This window comes from Chitinophaga sp. YR627, assembly GCF_900114995.1.
Classification (GTDB): Bacteria; Bacteroidota; Bacteroidia; order Chitinophagales; family Chitinophagaceae; genus Chitinophaga.
Map to the genome: position 1 here is coordinate 1,841,794 of NZ_FOUX01000001.1, position 19,720 is coordinate 1,861,513.

Annotated in this window: 12 protein-coding genes; 6 read left to right on the forward strand and 6 right to left on the reverse strand. The window is 46.6% G+C overall.

The window, feature by feature from the left end; all coding sequences use genetic code 11:
• Nucleotides 1-39: 39 nt before the first annotated feature.
• Both BMZ72_RS06770 and BMZ72_RS06775 read right to left on the reverse strand, forming a co-directional pair.
• A complete protein-coding gene (locus BMZ72_RS06770) occupies nt 40-1,206 on the reverse strand; it encodes a BamA/TamA family outer membrane protein (RefSeq protein WP_177222701.1) in 1,167 nt (388 codons plus the stop codon).
• Between the two features lie 33 nt (nt 1,207-1,239).
• Nucleotides 1,240-1,518, reverse strand: a complete 279-nt coding sequence (locus tag BMZ72_RS06775; protein WP_089806492.1) for an Rdx family protein — start codon at nt 1,516-1,518, stop codon at nt 1,240-1,242.
• 241 nt (nt 1,519-1,759) lie between these two features.
• Between BMZ72_RS06775 and BMZ72_RS06780 the strand changes: the two genes are divergently transcribed.
• Complete coding sequence (locus BMZ72_RS06780) at nt 1,760-3,763, forward strand: tetratricopeptide repeat-containing sensor histidine kinase (protein WP_089806494.1); 2,004 nt, start codon at nt 1,760-1,762, stop codon at nt 3,761-3,763.
• Here BMZ72_RS06780 and BMZ72_RS06785 read toward each other — a convergent pair.
• Entirely contained in the window at nt 3,760-5,619 is a 1,860-nt protein-coding gene (locus BMZ72_RS06785) for a DUF4132 domain-containing protein (protein ID WP_143087628.1), read from the reverse strand. The genes BMZ72_RS06780 and BMZ72_RS06785 overlap by 4 nt on opposite strands.
• A 171-nt stretch (nt 5,620-5,790) precedes the next feature.
• Between BMZ72_RS06785 and BMZ72_RS06790 the strand changes: the two genes are divergently transcribed.
• The 3 genes from BMZ72_RS06790 to BMZ72_RS06800 all read left to right on the forward strand — a co-directional run bounded on the left by BMZ72_RS06790 (nt 5,791) and on the right by BMZ72_RS06800 (nt 11,481).
• Nucleotides 5,791-6,657, forward strand: coding sequence for a KPN_02809 family neutral zinc metallopeptidase (locus tag BMZ72_RS06790; protein ID WP_089806497.1), 867 nt, complete (start codon nt 5,791-5,793; stop codon nt 6,655-6,657).
• Nucleotides 6,658-8,268: 1,611 nt separating this feature from the next.
• Complete coding sequence (gene fdhD / locus BMZ72_RS06795) at nt 8,269-9,111, forward strand: formate dehydrogenase accessory sulfurtransferase FdhD (protein ID WP_089806499.1); 843 nt, start codon at nt 8,269-8,271, stop codon at nt 9,109-9,111.
• A 60-nt stretch (nt 9,112-9,171) separates the two neighbouring features.
• Complete coding sequence (locus tag BMZ72_RS06800) at nt 9,172-11,481, forward strand: FdhF/YdeP family oxidoreductase (protein ID WP_089806501.1); 2,310 nt, start codon at nt 9,172-9,174, stop codon at nt 11,479-11,481.
• On the opposite strand, the gene BMZ72_RS06805 is transcribed toward BMZ72_RS06800, so the two are convergent.
• Nucleotides 11,467-13,431: a BamA/TamA family outer membrane protein gene (locus BMZ72_RS06805; RefSeq protein ID WP_143087629.1), complete on the reverse strand. Its 1,965-nt coding sequence runs from the start codon at nt 13,429-13,431 to the stop codon at nt 11,467-11,469. The genes BMZ72_RS06800 and BMZ72_RS06805 overlap by 15 nt on opposite strands.
• A gap of 186 nt (nt 13,432-13,617) precedes the next feature.
• A complete protein-coding gene (locus tag BMZ72_RS06810) occupies nt 13,618-14,439 on the reverse strand; it encodes a DUF695 domain-containing protein (RefSeq protein ID WP_089806504.1) in 822 nt (273 codons plus the stop codon).
• A gap of 84 nt (nt 14,440-14,523) precedes the next feature.
• Between BMZ72_RS06810 and BMZ72_RS06815 the strand changes: the two genes are divergently transcribed.
• Both BMZ72_RS06815 and BMZ72_RS06820 read left to right on the forward strand, forming a co-directional pair.
• Nucleotides 14,524-16,998 (forward strand): TonB-dependent receptor, encoded by a 2,475-nt coding sequence (locus BMZ72_RS06815; protein WP_089806506.1) that lies wholly within the window; start codon nt 14,524-14,526, stop codon nt 16,996-16,998.
• A gap of 26 nt (nt 16,999-17,024) precedes the next feature.
• Nucleotides 17,025-17,501 (forward strand): acyl-CoA thioesterase, encoded by a 477-nt coding sequence (locus BMZ72_RS06820; RefSeq protein ID WP_012791700.1) that lies wholly within the window; start codon nt 17,025-17,027, stop codon nt 17,499-17,501.
• An 83-nt stretch (nt 17,502-17,584) separates the two neighbouring features.
• Here BMZ72_RS06820 and BMZ72_RS06825 read toward each other — a convergent pair whose 3' ends face one another.
• The gene (locus tag BMZ72_RS06825) at nt 17,585-19,375 is read right to left on the reverse strand and encodes an ABC transporter ATP-binding protein (RefSeq protein WP_089806508.1); all 1,791 of its coding nucleotides are present in this window, start codon (nt 19,373-19,375) and stop codon (nt 17,585-17,587) included.
• Between the last annotated feature and the right edge of the window lie 345 nt (nt 19,376-19,720).

Genomic DNA, 19,720 nt, shown 5'->3' on the forward strand with positions numbered 1-19,720 from the left:
CAGTTAACAATTTACGTGCCCAATGCCCGTGGAGATGGTCTAGAACGCTTCTGCCAGTGAGAGGTATAATCCGGATTGACGCTCCTCTCCAGTGCGTTTCTCTCCCCATGCGTAGTCAATACGAACAGTCAGCTTTGCGCCTTCATCGTAGAACCAGCGTACGCCCATTCCGTAGCTTGGTTTGAAGTGCGACATTGCGATGTCCCTGTTGTTAAATACTGCACCAGAGCCGCCGAACGCAGCCAGTGCAAACTTGGGTTGCATATGCAGGAACCAGATATTGATGGGTATCTTAGGGTCCAGGAAATAACGATATTCCACCTGTCCTGCGAGATAGTTCTGATCTCTGTAACGACCTGTATAATAGCCACGCATCATCAGGTCATTACCCAATTCAGGTAAGAGATAAAAAGGTAAAACACTTCCCTGCAAAGAGTTGAATAATCCGTTGAAACCTACTGTACTCTTCGGTGAGATCGGTACAAAATGACGTACCTGACCATCGAATTTCCACAGTGCGTGTTTACTCAGGAAAGCCGGAGCAAATGCTACGTTCAGGCGTACCCAGCTACCTTTTGTTGTATAGTTCTGGTTGTCACGGTTATCATAGATACCCGTCGCTCCAATAAAAGTGACATGACCGCCATTCTTGTCCACCAGTGACATACCCGGATAAACGCCTTTGGTATCTTTGCTGCTATAGGTATCATGCTGATACAATACAGACATACCTGCATAAAAGTGTCCTCCTATACGTCGTTCGCCTTCCAGTTGTACTTTATAACGTCTGTTATCCAGCAATGTTGCGCCTGCCTTACGGGTCGTATCACCCAGTCCGTAGAAATTGATCGGAAAGTCATGATACCGGAGGTTACTCCTGAAATGCCAGTTATTAGCATCTGTCCAGATATCTGTCTTCAGGTCTATTTTAAACTGTTTCTCTGTTGTAACAGTAGGAATAAGATTGATAGTAGAATTACGAAGAACCGGGTCCTTTGAGGTATAAAAGGAATATAACATGGCAGCGCCCACTTCCAGTCCTTTCTCCGGAGAGTATCCTGCCACTGGCAACGGAAAGAAACTGCGTTTATGTATAACAGCGGTGTCCTGCTGTTGCGGTTTTACAGTATCCTGCAATTGCTGCTGCGCTACCAGTCCCTGGCTGAACGCCAGTAATATCGTCGTAAAAATGATTGTTCTTTGCATACTCATCCGGGATGCAAAGAAACGACTTTTATCCTATTTTCGGTCACTGTGGCCAAGGCTCTTTTCAGGAGCTACTTTATCCCTGATCACCTGCTTAACTTCCTTGATCTCAGGGAAATGACCAAGTTCCTTCCGGTTAATCACTGCGACACCATCTACATAAATGATATAGCTGCCATTGGTCTCGCTCGGTTGCAGGGTCACGCTGTAGATATCATCTGCGAAAGTCGTCAGCAGTTCCTGTGCCATCCAGGCTGCACGCATCATCCATCCGCATTTTGGGCAATATTCGATCGTTATCGTTGGCTTCATTTTGTAAAATAATTAATGACATATGAAATGTAACCGCAATGTAGTCACTCCTGCTACAAAACAACGGATACATGGAATTAATACTGCGGATATATTCCTTACATTAGTAGCAATATTCCAACTGAAAGATACAACGAATCACAATATTTCAGATTTTGAAAATTTGCATCCGTTTTTTTTATAATTTTAGCACAGCATTCAGGTTACCCTTAAAGAACGTTTGTGCCGACAAATAGACTCTATGCGGATTGTCCGAACTAACTTATATACTTATATATATCTGGCCTCATTATGTGTATGGACGAATTTTGTCTTTGCACAAAACAGTGAGCTGTCCACGCATCCCCAAAGGGATACCGTGCGTGTGCGCTTACTGAACGAGGAAGCCCGTAAGGCTTTTCCTAAAAATCCCGCCAGGACTGAGGAATATGCCCATGCCGCTATGGCGCTCAGTGACAGCCTTCATTTTAAACAGGGCATTATGTGGGCCACCCGTAATCTCGCATTGTCGGAAAATGGAAAGGGTAACCTAGAAAAACAACTCGATCTCACCATCAACGCCCTGAAAATTGCAGAAGAACTCAATGACCTGCATGCAACAGGGATTCTCAATACAGATATCGGCAATATACTGGTAGAACAGGATCAACCCAGACAGGCATTACATTATCAGAAAAAAGCATTGCGTATCAAACAATCACTGGGACAGCCTGGTGAAATTGCCAGAACGCTCAACAGCATTGGCAGTAGCTATATCAGGATGAATATGCCTGATTCTGCACTGCATTTTATGCTGGAATCTGAAAAGATAAAACTGGCCCTGAATGACCGCCAGGGGCTTGCTGTTACTTATGAGAACATTGGCCTGATCTACCTCCAGCAAAAGAAATACGCGCTGGCACTCCCCTATTTCAATATTTCAGAGCAATATTACAAGGAATCCGATCACCTGAACGGATTGGTAAAATCACACCTGAATATCGGACTGGCACACACCATGCTGCATCACTATGAGGAAGCACAGCAACATCTGTCAGAAGCGGCGTTGTTAAACACCACCCTGAAGAACGCGAAAAACACGCTGGTCTATCATAAGAACATGGCCACCCTGGATTCCGCCCGCGGAGATTATGCCGCCGCACTGGCTAATTTCAGGCAATTCAGCATCCTTAATGAAGAGATGTTTAGTCTGGAGAAAGCTAAATTCATTGCCAATACCAAAGAGAAATACGAAACAGAAAAGAAACAACACGAGAATAAGCTCCTCCGTAAGGAACAGCAGCTACATCTCGCCACCATCCACCAGCAACGCATTCTGGTGATTTTCTGCAGTATGCTCTTGCTCGGATTGTTCATCATCACCGCCGTATTGTACCTCATGTACAGACGTCAGCAGGACCTCTATAAACAGTTGAATCACCGGAATACACAGGTACAGCAGCAGAATATGATTATCCTGGAACAGAATACGGCCCTCGGCAACGGGAACCAGGTCAAGGATAAAATATTCTCCGTGATTTCCCACGATCTGCGCTCTCCCCTGGCCATCCTGGAAGGTCTGCTGTTCCTGCTCAGAGATGAGAAAATGTCGGAGGAACAGTTCAGGATCTTCTCTCATGAACTTTGGCGGGATGTGAAAAATACAGCCTATATGATGGATAACCTCCTGCAATGGGCCAGTAGCCAGATGAAGGGTATCCATGTTACGCCAGACGATTTTGACATCAGTAATATCCTGAAAAATGAGTTCGAATTATTGCAGTCATTAGCCCGTCAGAAGGAAATAACGTTGACGCACGAACTGCAGCGACCATTGATGGTCTATGCAGATCCTGATATGATCCGCCTGGTACTCCGAAACCTGATCAGCAATGCGATCAAATTCACGCCCATTAACGGAAGCGTTAGCATTAGCTATCTGCTGTTGCCTGAAAAGATTGAGATCGTTGTACAGGATACAGGTATCGGTATTGCGGTGGCAGATCAGGTGAAAGTATTCTCCAATATTTACTATTCTACCAGTGGCACACAGAATGAGAAAGGCTGTGGATTGGGGCTTCCGTTGTCAAAGGATTTCATTGAACGCAACAATGGGAAGATCTGGTTTAACAGTGTCTTTGGTAAAGGCACCAGTTTCCATTTTACCCTGCCGCTCAGCGCGGAAGAAGAACCGTATAGCAGAGGGTATACCATCATCGTAAAAGAAGGACAACAATACAGAGAAAACGTCCTGGGAAACAATTAAGGACGCTTATGTAACTCAGTCGTTCCGGCAGTGGCCACAAACAGGCCAATATCCCTTATCATCTCCGAAAAGACTACGGGCGGTACATCACCCAATGGCAATGGCTCTCCATCTTTATAAAAGTTGAGCAGGTCCGTCACAACAGTATCCTCCTCTTTTGTATCAGCAAAGAAATTTACCCGGATATCCCAGTCCGCCAGCGTGATATGCGGCACATAAGACCAGTTGTGTTCTGCTTTCTGACGTAAAGTCCACCCCCGCTGTGTAATCACGTGTTTGAACTTCTGCCTGTTCAGCACATGACAGGCAAAACGGGAAGAGTAATAGCAATCTGCCAGCTCTTCATTGCTGGGAGTATAGATCTTTCTGTTCACCTGTTCAAATGGCTGGTCAATATGGTGCCGGGACAAAAAACTACGCCACGCCCTGATCGTTTTCACCGGCTCATTCATCGGATGCCACAGCGTAACCTGCGTATCGGCACCAAGTATCAGCGGTTTGCCCAGATGATCAACAATATGTCCATCCATACAATAGCCGATCGTATGTTGTCCATTGTTCTGAAACCGCCATATCAACCGGTTAGCCAGCGTCTTCATCAGCGGATGTTCCAGATAGACAGCCCTCCAATGGGTATATTGCCAGGGATGTTGCCGTAAAAACGAACGTTCCAGGCGGATGGCATTCGCCGAAAGCGCATCATCAATTTCCCGTATCAGCCGTTTAAAATCCTTCAGGCCAGCACTCTGTACCGCGGGTCCTTTCCCTGATTTTTTCCCATCTTTTTCCCAGGAAAGGGTCGGTTTACCGGAGTGCTGCAAGGTATAAACACCCGTCAGTTCTCCTACTGAGATCCGCAGACTTCCCTGCTGATCCAACCCGAAATCCGGCACCATATATTCATCCAGTTCATGCAGCGGCACACCATATTTCTGTGCCAGCGACTGAAGTATCCTGTCAATACTTTTCAAGGTAGCAGCATGTCTGACCAGTCCACGGAGACGCGCGATCCTGCCCAGCGCCTGACTAAAAGGTAAACAGGTAAATGCATACAGACAAGCAGTACCGGTTTTGGCGGATAATGGTCCGGCGTTCCCTTTTTTCTTATAAGCCCAGGGCGCATATGCCTCCAGCAGATCCATCAGCGCCTTATTATCAGGTATTGCGCAGCACCAGATAAATGCCTTCAGCATATTGTGATTGATCGCGCTGAGATAGCTGATATTATAGTCTACAAAACTGTGTTTTCTACCTGCATGTATCGACATCATCTGCCCCTGGCAAAAGGATACCCAGTCCTTCATCCGCATGATAAAATAATCCGGATCGATCCTGTTCACCAATATCTTCGCCCTGTTCCACCATTTTAGGGCAGGCATATTACCTTCCCCTGCATTCAGACAATGTTCCACAAAAGACGTCCAGTACTCCTGCTGCCGCGTACTCCGGATATTAGACAGAAATTCCACTACCAGAATCCCCAGCGGGTCCCTCCGGCTTACCAGCGGCTCCGGACCTCCATGCATCAATATATCGATCTGGATATTTACCCTATCCTCGGCCACCGTAACACTTTTCTTTTCAGAGGTATCCAATAGTTCAAGGCAATGCATCAGGGTTTCTGTCAACCGTCCTTTTTTATTCACCTTGGACTGGATCAGCTTAAACAGTTCCTGGCGGGGAAACCACCAGTCATTCGTCCTTCTGAGCGTTGTTTCGTGCCATTGGAAGATAATATGGAAGCATTGCTCATCCGACGTAAACACAGAAAGATATTTGATCAATCCCGCAGCATCAATGGCTTCGGGTAAATTGTCTGCCTGTATTTTTCCGATCCAGAAGTCTGTAAATTGCATAGCTTCAATGATGTAGAGGTATAACAATGAGGGTGTCAGCGTCACCTAATTTATTAAAAAAGCAGGGATTAAAAAAAAGGAAGCTTTTCCTACGGATGAATCAGGCAGGGAAATTGTTATGATGGAAGGGTATTAAAATTTCTGTACTTTCGACATATAAACAAATAAAATATGCGCTGGCAAAACAGAAGATTAAGCGACAACGTAGAAGACCGTCGTGGTGGCGGCGGTGGTGGTGGAATGAGGAACATCGGCATTGGTGGTGGTATCGGTGGTATCATTATCATTGTTCTGGCCCTGCTATTCAACCAGGATCCCCAACAGGCTTTGCAATCCGTTCAACAAAGTACTGGCGGTGCTCAGCAGACTGAATCCAAAACCGTTACCAATAACAGCGACGAGATTTCCCGGTTTGCATCGACTGTCCTGGCAGATACCGAAGACGTTTGGGAGAAGCTGTTTGCCGAAATGAATAAGCAATATAAAGATCCAGGCATGGTACTGTATACAGACTATGACCAGTCTGGCTGTGGTGCAGCGCAATCTGCTATGGGCCCTTTTTATTGTCCTGCAGATGAGAAGGTTTACCTTGATCTCAGTTTCTTCAATGAAATGGAGCAGCGTTTCAAAGTAGCAGGCGACTTCGCTATGGCTTACGTGATCGCGCATGAAGTGGGTCACCATGTACAAAATCTCCTTGGTACCAGCCGTAAAGTACAGGCGATGCGTTCTCAGATCAGCGAGCGTGAATACAATAAATTATCTGTTAAGCTTGAATTGCAGGCGGATTTTCTGGCAGGTGTCTGGGCGCATCATGCACAGAAAATGCAGAATATCCTTGAAGCAGGTGACATTGAAGAGGCTTTGAATGCAGCCAGTGCTGTGGGTGACGATGCTCTGCAAAAAGCTGCTTCCGGGCATGTTGTTCCGGATGCTTTTACGCATGGTACGTCTGCGCAGCGTATGAAGTGGTTCAAGAGAGGTTTCGAAACCGGTGATGTTAAACAAGGTGACACGTTTAATGCGACAGATCTTTAATATTCTTTAAGCCGTCTCTTTTGAGGCGGCTTTTTTCTTCTCTTTTTCCCTCCTTTGCGTTCTGCATTTATCTCCTTGCGTTTCCTCTATAGCTATCTGATAAAGCGTTTTACCTGCTTCTTGTTTTGTTACATTTCTTCCTTTGTGCTTCGTTTTTATCACTTTCAGCTATTGAAGCTAATGATCGTTTGATTTTGCGCTTCATGGCTTAAAATTCCTCTTTTTGCTGCCTTGTCTTTAGGGTTGAAAGTCTGTTGTTATCCATTATATTTTCCGATTCTGGATTTCCTTGTTTGCAATTGTCATTCGCTTTTTAATGCTGGGGTCTTACGCTGCGGTTTCAGATGGGACCTCTGGCTGACGCTCTTTGAAGTTCACATGCATGGGGCTTGAGGAGGGCGTGTTGGGCCTGGGAATATCTATTGAACGTCTATCAGGCGGGCGGGCGTACTTCAAATAGCTAAGGCCAGGGTCTCCATCTGAAATCCTTCGCTGTGAAGAGACTGTCGATTTTCTATAGTGTTTCTGTCAATAGTGTCTTACGTGATAGTGGTTATTCTTATGGATGTGATCGACTATTCTGTTCTTGCTGGTTTGATTTTGGGCAATCCTTGTTTGCAATTGTCATTCGCTTTTTAATATCTGGGGCTTACGCTGCGGTTTCAGATGGGACCTCTGGCTGACGCTCTTTGAAGTGCACATGCATGGGGCTTGGGAAGGGCGTGTTGGGCCTGGGAATATCTATTGAACTTCTATCAGGCGGTTCGGCGTACTTCAAATAGCTAAGGCCAGGGTCTCCATCTGAAATCCTTCGCTGTGAAGAGACTGTCGATTTTCTATAGTGTTTCTGTCAATAGTGTCTTACGTGATAGTGGTTATTCTTATGGATGTGATCGACTATTCTGTTCTTGCTGGTTTGATTTTGGGCAATCCTTGTTTGCAATTGTCATTCGCTTTTTAATATCTGGGGCTTACGCTGCGGTTTCAGATGGGACCTCTGGCTGACGCTCTTTGAAGTGCACATGCATGGGGCTTGGGAAGGGCGTGTTGGGCCTGGGAATATCTATTGAACTTCTATCAGGCGGTTCGGCGTACTTCAAATAGCTAAGGCCAGGGTCTCCATCTGAAATCCTTCGCTGTGAAGAGACTATCAACTTTCAATAATGTCATAAAAGATTGACAGACTATTCATTACTATAGTGATAGATACAGATAGATTTCCAATAAATAATAACCTAATCAATGACAGTGAATATCAATACGATAATGACAATTATCTATCGTTCAACAGACTACTACAATTCAGTGGCTATTGGCTAAACGACAGGCCTGATCTGCGGAGGGGTTGAGGTGGAGACAAAGGGCCTTAGCCCTTTTCGAGCCTGCGCCGCCTGACAGGGGTTCAATCAACCATCCCATCGCCCAACACGACCTCCCACCGCCCAATAGCAGGCCTCGAAAAAGGGCGTCAGCCCGGCGTCCCACCTCAACCTGCAGCAAGACGCCCGACATCTGCCTTAACATAATCCAAACAGGCAACAGCAAAAACTGACAATATAAACCCGAAGACAGACAAATCTCTCCGTACCTTAATTTCCGTAACTTTACAGCATGCCCAACCCTGCTATTTCTTACACACGCATAACAAGAGTACAGGATACAATTGTTACTGCAACAGAAGACGCGCTTGCCGCAGAAGAACCGCTGGAAATACAGCTGATCTACGGCCCCGCAGCTGACAGACAGCAACAAAGCATCTCTGTCACGATGCGTACGCCAGGTCGGGATCCCGAACTGGCAACAGGCTTCCTCTTTACCGAAGGGATCATCCGGGGAGATGAAGATATTAAGGCCATCAGCTCTGAAAGTGAGGTAACGAATACGATACTCGTAAGCCTGCACGAACAGGTATGTCCCGTATTGAAAACAACACAGCGTAACTTCGTGTCCAATGCAGGCTGCGGCGTATGTGGAAAGACCGACATTGCTTCCATTTATACACCTGTTGCAAAAGAGACATCGAATGGCAGCACGACTAAATGGTCTTCCGCAATGATCACCAGACTACCAGATATGTTAAGAAAACAGCAACAGCTATTTGATGACACCGGTGGTATTCACGCAGCAGCACTGTTTGATAGAGCAGCGAACTTATTACTGATGCGCGAAGATATCGGCAGACATAACGCCGTCGACAAACTGATCGGAGCAGCTTTGCAGCAAAAGCTTTTCCCGATGGATCAATATCTGCTGCTCCTTAGCGGACGTGCAGGATTTGAGCTGATCCAGAAAGCAGCAATGGCAGGCATCAAAGTGATAGCTGCTGTGGGTGCACCATCAGGAATGGCTGTAAAGATGACCGGAGAATGGGATATCACCCTGATAGGCTTTCTCAGACAACAACGATTTAACATCTATACCGGAGAACAAAGGATCATTATTGCGAATGAGTAAGTCTGCATAAACTGACTACCTTTTCGTTTATATATAAATACGCAATAGAAACAAGCTTCCATGAGCAACGAATACACCGACGCTTCTCAGAATCCTGAACATTTTACAGGACACGTCCGTCTCGGCAAACCCAAAACAGCTGCCGCCGGTATACCAGCCGTAATATCCAGCGCAAAACATATCCTGCAGGAAATGAATGCCGTACGCGGTATGAAAGCGCTCTTAAAACTCAATCAGAAAAGCGGATTCGACTGCCCCGGTTGCGCATGGCCCGACCCGGATGATGAACGCTCTTCTATTGCGGAATACTGTGAGAATGGCGCAAAAGCCGTGGCGGAAGAAGCGACGAGTAAGAAACTGGATGCGGCCTTCTTTGCGAAAAACAGTATCGCTGATCTCGCAGGACTAACAGACTATGAGATCGGCAAAAAAGGACGTGTAGCGCAACCCGTATACCTGGCGCCAGGAGCAACACATTACCAGCCCATTTCCTGGGATGATGCCTTCGGTAAGATAGCACAACACCTGAAAGGACTCTCCTCGCCCGATGAAGCGATCTTCTATACCTCCGGCCGCACAAGCAATGAAGCTGCTTTTTTATATCAGTTGTTTGTAAGGGAATATGGCACCAACAACCTGCCCGATTGCTCCAACATGTGCCATGAATCCAGCGGCGTAGCCTTATCTGATACATTAGGTATTGGTAAAGGTTCGGTGACGCTGGATGACCTCTATCAGGCGGAAGTGATCATTATACTCGGACAAAATCCTGGTACGAATCACCCGCGTATGCTGACTGCCCTGCAAAAAGCAAAGAAAAACGGCGTACAGATCATCTCTGTAAACCCATTACCAGAGACCGGACTGCTGAACTTTATGAATCCGCAGACAGTGAAAGGTATGCTGCATATCCCGACACACCTGACCGATCTCTTTTTGCAGGTAAAGATCAACGGAGATATGGCGCTGTTACAGGCTATCGCCCTGCTGCTGCTGCAGGAAGAAGAGAAACAACCGGGATCCGTATTTGATAATCAGTTCATTCAGCTTAATACAAACGGATATGATGCCTATATACAGCATATCCGCCAACAGCAACTGGAAAACTTATCTGAGGCTGCGGGTATATCCATAGAACAGATCCAGGAAGCCGCCAGTATGCTGATGCATAAAAAGAAGATCGTAGCCTGCTGGGCCATGGGACTCACACAGCATAAAAATGCGGTTGACACGATCAAGGAGGTCGTGAATCTACTACTACTGAAAGGAAGTGTCGGCAAACCCGGCGCGGGCACCTGCCCCGTACGTGGACATAGCAATGTACAGGGCGACCGAACCATGGGTATCTATGAAAAACCCCCAGAAGTCTTACTCAATGGCATTCGTTCCGTATACGGTTTTGAACCACCGCGTAAACATGGATATGATACCGTACATGCCATCCGGGCGATGCGCGACGGTAAAGCAAAAGTATTCTTTGCAATGGGTGGTAATTTTCTGTCTGCCACACCAGATACCGAAGTAACGGCGCAGGCACTACGGAACTGCGCACTCACCGTACAGGTCTCTACAAAACTGAACCGCAGTCACCTGGTACACGGACAGGAAGCCATTATCCTGCCTACCCTGGGAAGAAGCGATCAGGACCTCCAACAGGGAGAAAAACAGTTTGTGACCTGTGAGAACTCTATGGGCGTCATTCAGATGTCCAAAGGAAATTTACAGCCGGTCTCCGATCAGTTACTGAGCGAACCTGTCATCGTCTGCAAACTCGCACTGGCTACTTTGGGAGCACAGTCAAAGGTCAACTGGCAGCATTACATGCGTCACTATGATTACATCCGCGAGGATATCGAAAAAGTGATCCCGGGATTTAATAATTATAATACCCGCGTCAGAAAGCCCGGCGGATTCTATCTGCCAAATAATGCCCGTAACGGGAAATTCAATACCACAACCGGTAAGGCTAATTTCAATGTCGCCACGATCATCAAACAGGAACTGGCGGCAGATGAATACATGATGATGACCATCCGTAGCCATGATCAGTTCAATACAACGATCTACGGACTGGACGACCGCTATCGCGGTATCTACCAGGAAAGAAGGGTGATCCTGATGAATGCAAAGGACATAAAGGCTGCCGGATTACAGGCAAACGATGTCGTTGATCTGATCAATAATTTCGAAGGACAGGAAAGGATCGTACATAAGTTTCTGGTAGTGGAATACAGCATCCCGGAAAAATGTACTGCTACCTACTTCCCGGAGACAAACGCACTCGTGCCGCTCAATAGTGTCGCCGACAGAAGTAATACGCCTACCTCCAAACTGGTGATCATTAAAGTGCGGAAATCATCTGAATTGTAAAAATGATGGAGCTCTGAGCGAGAAGATGTTGAAACGGAAGTCAACCACCGTGGTCGCTTCCCAGAAAACAGTCTGCATCGGATACGGCGCATTCGGATAATAATTGGCAGACAGCCGCAGGGTATTCAGGGAGAGGTTTTCGTTCCTTAACCTGAATCCCAGGCCCAGGCCGGAATATATCGGGTTTTTAAACAGATTACTGCTTTTGATGGAAAGCTGGGATGCCTGTACAGACGTGAAGAAGTTAAATTTGAAACCCAGTAATTTCAGCGGACTATAATAAATCGTCTCTGAACGCAGATTTAATCGCTGATAACCACTTAGTGGAACGTTCTTATAACCCCATACCCCAAGATCACGGTTGATATTCAGTGGTCTGTAAAAGTAGTTATTCAGATTACCCAGATAATCAAAGTATAAGAACTGACGCAGCTTTCCTCCGGCAAATCTGAATGCGCGGCTGTAGTATTCTATTTTCGCATGGATGACGGCATCCTCTGAAGCATAATTCTGGTAAAAAGTGCTGATCCCTGCCTGTCCATAGATAATTCCCTTTGAACCGGTTACCCAGAATTTCTCTGCTTCCAGTCCGACGTAACCCCTCGTCCTGCCCTTCCATGTTTCCCAACCAGCGGTAGCCGATGCGGTATAACCCAACGGAATATCCTCCGTTCTGCCAAATCCAAAGAAATGATCTGTTTTGAAGAACTCCTGTCTGAAGACGACCGCCTGCGCCAGGTAAAAACGATGATTATTGTATACAGGATCTAATTTATATTCTTCCTGCCAGGGCCTTTGGGTGAAGAGGAGATTAAAGTACCGGACAAGAAACGCCAGATTCGGACGGCGTGAACCCGGATTGCGGCTGTCCTGTTTCAGGATATTATAACCACCCCAGATGTCAAGGATATTATACCGGTAATCGCGATACAGGGTATCCGAGCGGTTGAACATATTGATGGAATAATTGCTGCTGAAACCGATCCCCCCCGTCCACTTAGCGCCACTTTTATATAAAGGTCTGTCAAAAGCAAAGTAGTAAGTTCCCTCATAAGTCCCTGAGTCCAGGGTATTAATATTATTAAGGGTGGTATATCCCCCGGAAAAGTCAATAAAGGTCCCGAGGATGTTGTTTTTAGTATAGCGTGCCTGCGAACCAAAAGGCGGATTATCATTTCCGCTCCAGGAGCCACCGATCCTGACACCCTGACCAGCACCAAAAAGGTTATCGTTGGACACACTGGCCCTGATACCTGAGGTACTGAGCCTTGACAGATCAAAACCGTATTCAAATACGTCCTTTGTCACTACCAGGAGGTCAATGGAGTCCGGAGAAGGACCTGTATTAATAATATATAAGCGGGCATCCTGAATGAAGGGGCGGCTACGCAGATAACGCTCATTATCTGACATTTCAAAAGGATTGAGCGTATCATTCTGCTGGAAAAACAGCAGTTGCCGTATCACCCACTCTTCCGAATTGAAGTGCAGCCGGTTGGCCAGGTGCACCAGTTTCATTGAGGTGGAAAAGGTAGTATCCTTGATATTGCTGGGACCAAATACATTCACCCGGCGGAAATAGATATCTCTGATCACCTTTCCGCTGAAGGGCTTAAAATACTGTTCGCTCTTGATAATGCTGCTATCCGTTCCGGAAGGTTCCGGCACATCCTGACGGGTTACCTTTCTGATAAGGGTGTTCCGGTATTGCCGGCTACGGAGTGAGTCCTGGTATACCCGCATGCGGTTGAACCAGGAATTGGAATACTTCTTAGAGACCGGAACGGTATCCCCCTGTAAAATGATATCGCCAGGAACGATCGTATCTCCCGGGATAGTCGGTACGATAGGTACCGTGGGTATCATCGGGAGTATCGGAAACAGGGTATCCTCTTCCGGGACCGGCATGGCCGGAACGGAGGGCTTTACCGGGGGAATGGTATCACGCAAAACGGGATGGTGGGAAAATGTCCGTACGGGATGACCATGTGCCTCTAAAATTTCGAAGGCCAGGCAATAGCAAATCAAAAAATATAATAATATTTTTACAGATTTTCTCACTCGATCTTAGAAGTATAAGCAAGCTTCTTCTTTACTAACGTAAAGAATATGTAACAGTTGTAACAAGTTAACTAATTATTGTGCCACTATCACGGTTTCCCATCCGTCATAACGTGCATTCACCTCCTGAGCAAGCTCCCACAGCATCATTACTGCTGAGTCTATGCTTTCCTCGTCGGTACGGTCATTACGGGAAAGCTTCAATCCATAAGGTTGAGGGCCTTTTTCGTCCACCGGGCGTCCTTCAATATTGAAGCCCAGCCGTTCTACCTGCTGTCCGAAAATTTCTCTTTCAGCTTCAGCAGAAAAATACACCCAATGATCTATGAGACGTTCTCTTTCGGCAATGTCCCCATGTTGTTTCAGCGTACGCAACACTTTGCGGTTGTGAATACGCTGTAACTCCTGTGTATCAGGGAACAGGTAGTCGAAATATAACTCCCAGGTCTTATCCTCCTTCATGCCGCATTCATACCTGTAATCAGGGAATTGCGCCATCGCTTCCGCGATAGACTCTTCATATCCGGAGGTATTGGAACTATAAAAATAAAAATCTCTCACACCGTTTGATATCGTACGGCCTACGAAATGTGCGTTTAACGAGGTCTCAAGTTGCTGTACCAGACAATCCTCTATCACACCCAGTTTGGAGAATTCGTCTCCATGTGGAAATCCGTCTGGCCGGGGATGCTTCAGATACACTGATATAAATATAGAGTACGGCTTCCTGGTTAAGGGCGCAAAACGTCGTAAACCAAGGTCCAGCCCTATTATAGCCGGTTTGTCTTCTATATGGCAAGTGTATATGTCCCAGTCAGGTTGGTAAGCGTCAGGCATAATGCATTGATTCGAAAAATGTAACTGTCGGCTGTAAAGATACATAACCCTACGCGCCATTCATCCATTAGTGCCGCAATCTTTTTTTAAATCGGGCTACTTTTATGTCAGTTACAGGCTATTATAAGAAAAGTATTTTGGATCATGCAGAAAATTGTCTCTTTATGTTTGGGAATGATGCTCACATTCCTTTCGATCGTCCACGCACAGCAACCGGGTCAAAAACCGGCGGAAAACGGCTCTCTATACGGAAAACTCGTTGATGCAACAACCAGCGCTCCCGTTGAATATGCTTCCGTTGCCCTGCTTCGCGCGGCAGATTCCAGTGTTGCCACCGGTATGTTGTCAAAACCAAACGGTGATTTCAACTTTCCTGAAATTCCTTTAGGTAAATATATCATGAAGGTAAATTTTATCGGGTATGAAACCGTTTATAAAACAATTTCAATTACGGCTAAAAATAATAGTATAGATATTGGTAATATTAAATTGAGTGCCAATGTAAGATCTTTGGCCGGTGTAGAGATCGTTTCAGAGAAACCTTCTTTCCAGATGGCGATCGACAAACGCGTCTTCAATGTGGATAAAAATATCTCCAGCGTCGGCGGTACAGCAACAGATGTACTGAAACAGGTGCCTTCCGTAAACGTAGACATCGATGGTAACGTCAGCGTACGTAACGGCTCCCCAACCATTTTCGTGGATGGCCGTCCTACTACCCTGACCCTGGACCAGATCCCGGCTGATGCGATCGCCTCCGTAGAAGTGGTAACCAACCCCTCCGCCAAATATGACGCGGAAGGTGTCAGCGGTATCCTTAATATCGTATTGAAAAAGAACCGTAAAGCAGGGATCAATGGTCAGGTGACCGGTGGTCTCTCTTCTATCGGTGGCGGTAACGTAGGTGCAGACCTCAACATCCGCAGAGAAAAATACAATCTGTCCCTCAGCTATAACCTGAGAAGCCGTCAGGGTAATGCCCGCTCCCACCTGTTCCGTAAAAACATCGGCGCAGATACCACTACTTTCCTGGATCAATATAATGAAGGAGAAAATGGCCGTCGTTTCCAGTTTGGCCGTATCGGCTTTGACTGGTTCATGGACAACCGCAATACCTTCACCATCGCTCAGGGTATCATGGCTGGTGATTTCAAAGACAACAGCGACCTGACATTATATGACCTGGACGCTAACCGCAACCAGGTGCGCTATGGTACAGGTATCGATAATTCCAATCACAACTTCCGTAACTATAGCACCCAGATCGGTTATAAGCACACTTTCGCCAAACAGGGCCACGAGCTGACCGCTGACTTTAACTATAACTACGCGACATCCAAAGATAATTCCGACTATTCCTTACAATATTACAGTCTGGGTCATCAGCCGATCGATTCTCCGAATATCCCGCAGGCCCGCTATGGCCGCGGCGGTGGTAATACCACCTATATTACTGGCCAGATCGATTACGTGAACCCGCTGACAGAAAACTCCAAGATCGAAGCAGGTCTCCGTACCACGACGCGTAAGTTCAATAACGAGCTGACAACCATGGGCAGAGACTTCGCTACCGGTCATGATGTGCTGGATTCTTCCCTCTCCAATGACTACCGCTATTCTGAAACCATCAATGCCGCTTACGCCAGCTACTCCGGTACGATCGGTAATTTTGGTTACCAGGGTGGTCTGCGTGCAGAACAGTCCTTCTATGACGGTGAAACAAGGGTACTGAGCAAAAGCAGCTATAAAATCGATTATCCGATCAGTTTCTTCCCAAGCCTGTTCCTCTCCCAGAAATTCAAAGGAGATCACGAACTGCAGCTGAACTATAGCCGTCGTGTACGTCGCCCATGGTTCCGCGACCTGTTGCCTAACCTGGAATACACCGCACAGAGCGCAAACCGTGGTAACCCGGCCCTGCGTCCTGAGTTTACCAACTCATTTGAATTAAGTTATCTGAAGGATTTCAATCGAAAACATAACGTATTGGTGTCGCTTTACTTCAGAAATACTGAAAAAGCTATCACTGATTTCTATACAGATACAACCCTGAACATCAACGGTCAGGATCAGAAAGTGGTATTGTCCTACCCGGTGAATGCCAACACCCGTAATGCATACGGTGCTGAATTTACCGTACGTAACCAGATCCTGAAAGGCTGGGATATCACCACCAACTTAAACCTGGCGCAACAGAAGATCAATGCCGGTAACCTCCAGAGCAACCTTACTAATCAGGGCTTTATCTGGTTTGGTAAAGTGAACAGTAATACCAAACTGCCATGGAATACCACGCTGCAGTTAACGGGTAATTACGAATCCAGACAGATCCTGCCACAGGGCGAAAGAGCGGCGCAGTACTCTGCGGATGTGGCTTTACGCAGAGAATTCCTGAAGAAAAAGAACCTGGTAGTATCCCTGGCACTGAATGATATCTTTAATACAGATCGTAACCTGTCATTTACCAATACGGCCTTCTCCGAGCAGGAAAGATACCGCAAGCGCGCTACCCGCGAACTGCGTCTGAATGTATCTTACAGATTCGGTAAAATGGATACAAAAGAGCGTAAAAACGGTAAAAAACAAGATCAGCAGGAAAACAATCAGGGAGAATTTTAATTTTACCTGCTCAAAACCGAATACTTATGATCGATACTATCAGCAATACCGTTACGCTCCGCTTTCTCGCCGAGCCATCTGACGTCAACTTTGGCGGTAAAGTACATGGAGGCGCCGTAATGAAATGGATTGACCAGGCAGGATATGCCTGCGCGGCCAACTGGAGCGGACAATATTGTGTGACAGTATATGTGGGTGGTATTCGCTTCTTTAAGCCAATTTCCATCGGTGACATGGTGGAGATCACAGCTACCGTTATCTATACCGGCAACTCCAGCATGCACATCTCTATTAATGTACAGGCAGGAAATCCCCGTCGTAAAGAGCGGATAAAAACAACGCACTGTGTGATGGTATTTGCAGCTGTGGATGATGCAGGTAAAACAGTACCTGTTCCGAAATGGGTGCCTGAAACACCCGCTGCTATTGAGATGGAGAATTACGCAAAGAAGCTGATGCATCTCAGACAAAATATCGAGGAAGAGATGAAACCATATATGTAGTTTTCAATTACTATCAATAAAAAAGAGGAACTGACTGGTTCCTCTTTTTATTTTGTACAATATCGCCGGCTAACGTATAGTCTCTAATGTGAGAACTGCATCTCACTCAGATTCCTGTATAATCCACCATCCATCAGCACCAACTCCTCATGCGTACCCTCTTCCACCAATTTCCCTTTATCCAGCACAATGATTTTATCTGCCTGACGCACAGTGCTTAAACGGTGTGCAATGACAATAGAGGTACGGCCTTCCATCAGTTTCTCCAGCGCATCCTGTACCAGTCTTTCGGATTCAGAATCCAGTGCCGAAGTAGCTTCATCCAGGATCAGTATCCGCGGATTCTTCAGCACCGCCCGCGCAATGGCAATACGCTGACGTTGACCACCGGACAACTGGATGCCTCTTTCTCCTACTATTGTATCCAGTCCATCAGGAAAACGTTCTATAAACTCCCAGGCATTCGCTTTTTCTGCCGCTGCTCTCACTTCTTCTGTATTCGCGCCGGGCTTACCATAGGCAATATTTTCGCGGATCGTTCCTCCAAAGAGAAATACGTCCTGTGGTACGATCGCCATCTGACTACGCAGGGCTGATAAAGGAAAACTGGCAGCATCTTTCCCGTTAAAGCGCACCGTACCCTGTTGCGGATCATATAAGCGTAACAGTAAGGAAACGACTGTACTCTTACCCGCCCCGCTGGGACCTACCAGGGCCACCTGCTGATCGGGTGCTATATCAAAGGAAACATGTTGTAATACCTCCTGGTCCTCTCTGGTGGGATAATGAAAAGAAATATCGTTGAAGGAGAGCTGGCCTGTCAGCTGATCCTGTGGGGCAACGGTAGTCATCTCCTCCACTGGTTCTGCCGGTTCATCGAGGATCTCGAGCAGATGCTCGGTCGCGCCAATGCTCTTTTGAATGCTGGTGTACACTTCCGCCAGACCAGCAACAGACCCGCCAATAAAGCTGGAATACAGCACAAATGACAACAACATGCCCGGATCCATTTTGCCTTCGGCGATCAGTAAAGCACCCCGCCAGATCACACCGATCATCGCACCAAACACGCCCACTATCATACTGGCAGCGAAAGCGCCCCGGAACTTTCCGGTCTTCATACCGGTAGCTGCTACTTCCTGGATCTTCTTGTGGTAGCGCTTCATCTCAAAGAATTCGTTCGCGAACGCTTTGACATTTAATACGCCCTGAAGGGTTTCTTCAACGATCGTATTCGCTTCTGCCACCTGACTTTGCGCCAGCTTGGAATAACGTCTCACAAAACGTCCGAAGAAGAAAGCGATCACCATGATCACCGGCAACGTCGTCAGCATCAGAAGGGTGAGTTGTACGGAGGTATGCAGCAGCAGTACCAGTCCACCGACAATAATGATCAGCTGACGGATAAACTCCGCAACTGTCGTAGTAAACGTCTCCTGCAAAAGGGAAATATCCGAAGAGATCCTGCTGCCTAATTCCCCCACACGCCTGTTCAGGAAGAAGCGCATGGGCAGTTTGATCATGTGATTATAAATATGCTGCCGTAAGGAGGCCAGCGAACGTTCTGTTACGTTAACAAATAGCATTATCCGGAGATAACCAAAAACTCCCTGGGCAATCAGGATCCCGGCCAGTAAAAGTCCGATCTGGTTGATCCGGTGTGGATCAGTCGTCACACGATGTCCCCCGGCGGCATCAACCAGTTCCCCGAGCAGTTTGGGAAAAGCGAGGTTGGCAGCACTCGAAATAAAGAGAAAAAGCAGACCGAGTCCAAAGGCCGGCCAATATGGTTTGACATATTTATAGAGTCTGAACGTGCGTTTTAATGCAGCTGCACGGAGTGGCTTCTTTTGTTGTGTACTGTCGTCTTGCATCAGTTAGATAAGAATTATCAATAAGGAGGAATAAACAATCCGGAATTGTCTCTTAGTTTCGCTCTGAGTCGTATAGGTTATGACGGGCAGGCAAGGTAAATATTTTATCCTTAGGATAACAAATAAAGGAGGCCGCTGAGGACCTCCTTTCTGAAAAGACGATAGTCAATTACGAATGTACGTCTGTTACGACGTAGAACTGAGCTTGCTACAAGACATCAATCCGATTACAAACACAGCTGATATTTCTGAAAAACAACGACTTAAATAGCCAATCTGCGTCGTTAAATTCGTTTACGGGGCTTGTTTTCTGACCATCTCCAACAAAAGCCTGTGCTAAGCTAT

Bases quoted from the DNA above. Each gene is read 5' to 3' on its own strand.
- BMZ72_RS06770 (WP_177222701.1), bottom strand. From the start codon at position 1,206: ATGCAAAGAACAATCATTTTTACGACGATATTACTGGCGTTCAGCCAG.
- BMZ72_RS06775 (WP_089806492.1), bottom strand. From the start codon at position 1,518: ATGAAGCCAACGATAACGATCGAATATTGCCCAAAATGCGGATGGATG.
- BMZ72_RS06780 (WP_089806494.1), top strand. From the start codon at position 1,760: ATGCGGATTGTCCGAACTAACTTATATACTTATATATATCTGGCCTCA.
- BMZ72_RS06785 (WP_143087628.1), bottom strand. From the start codon at position 5,619: ATGCAATTTACAGACTTCTGGATCGGAAAAATACAGGCAGACAATTTA.
- BMZ72_RS06790 (WP_089806497.1), top strand. From the start codon at position 5,791: ATGCGCTGGCAAAACAGAAGATTAAGCGACAACGTAGAAGACCGTCGT.
- fdhD (WP_089806499.1), top strand. From the start codon at position 8,269: ATGCCCAACCCTGCTATTTCTTACACACGCATAACAAGAGTACAGGAT.
- BMZ72_RS06800 (WP_089806501.1), top strand. From the start codon at position 9,172: ATGAGCAACGAATACACCGACGCTTCTCAGAATCCTGAACATTTTACA.
- BMZ72_RS06810 (WP_089806504.1), bottom strand. From the start codon at position 14,439: ATGGCGCGTAGGGTTATGTATCTTTACAGCCGACAGTTACATTTTTCG.
- BMZ72_RS06815 (WP_089806506.1), top strand. From the start codon at position 14,524: ATGCAGAAAATTGTCTCTTTATGTTTGGGAATGATGCTCACATTCCTT.
- BMZ72_RS06820 (WP_012791700.1), top strand. From the start codon at position 17,025: ATGATCGATACTATCAGCAATACCGTTACGCTCCGCTTTCTCGCCGAG.
- BMZ72_RS06825 (WP_089806508.1), bottom strand. From the start codon at position 19,375: ATGCAAGACGACAGTACACAACAAAAGAAGCCACTCCGTGCAGCTGCA.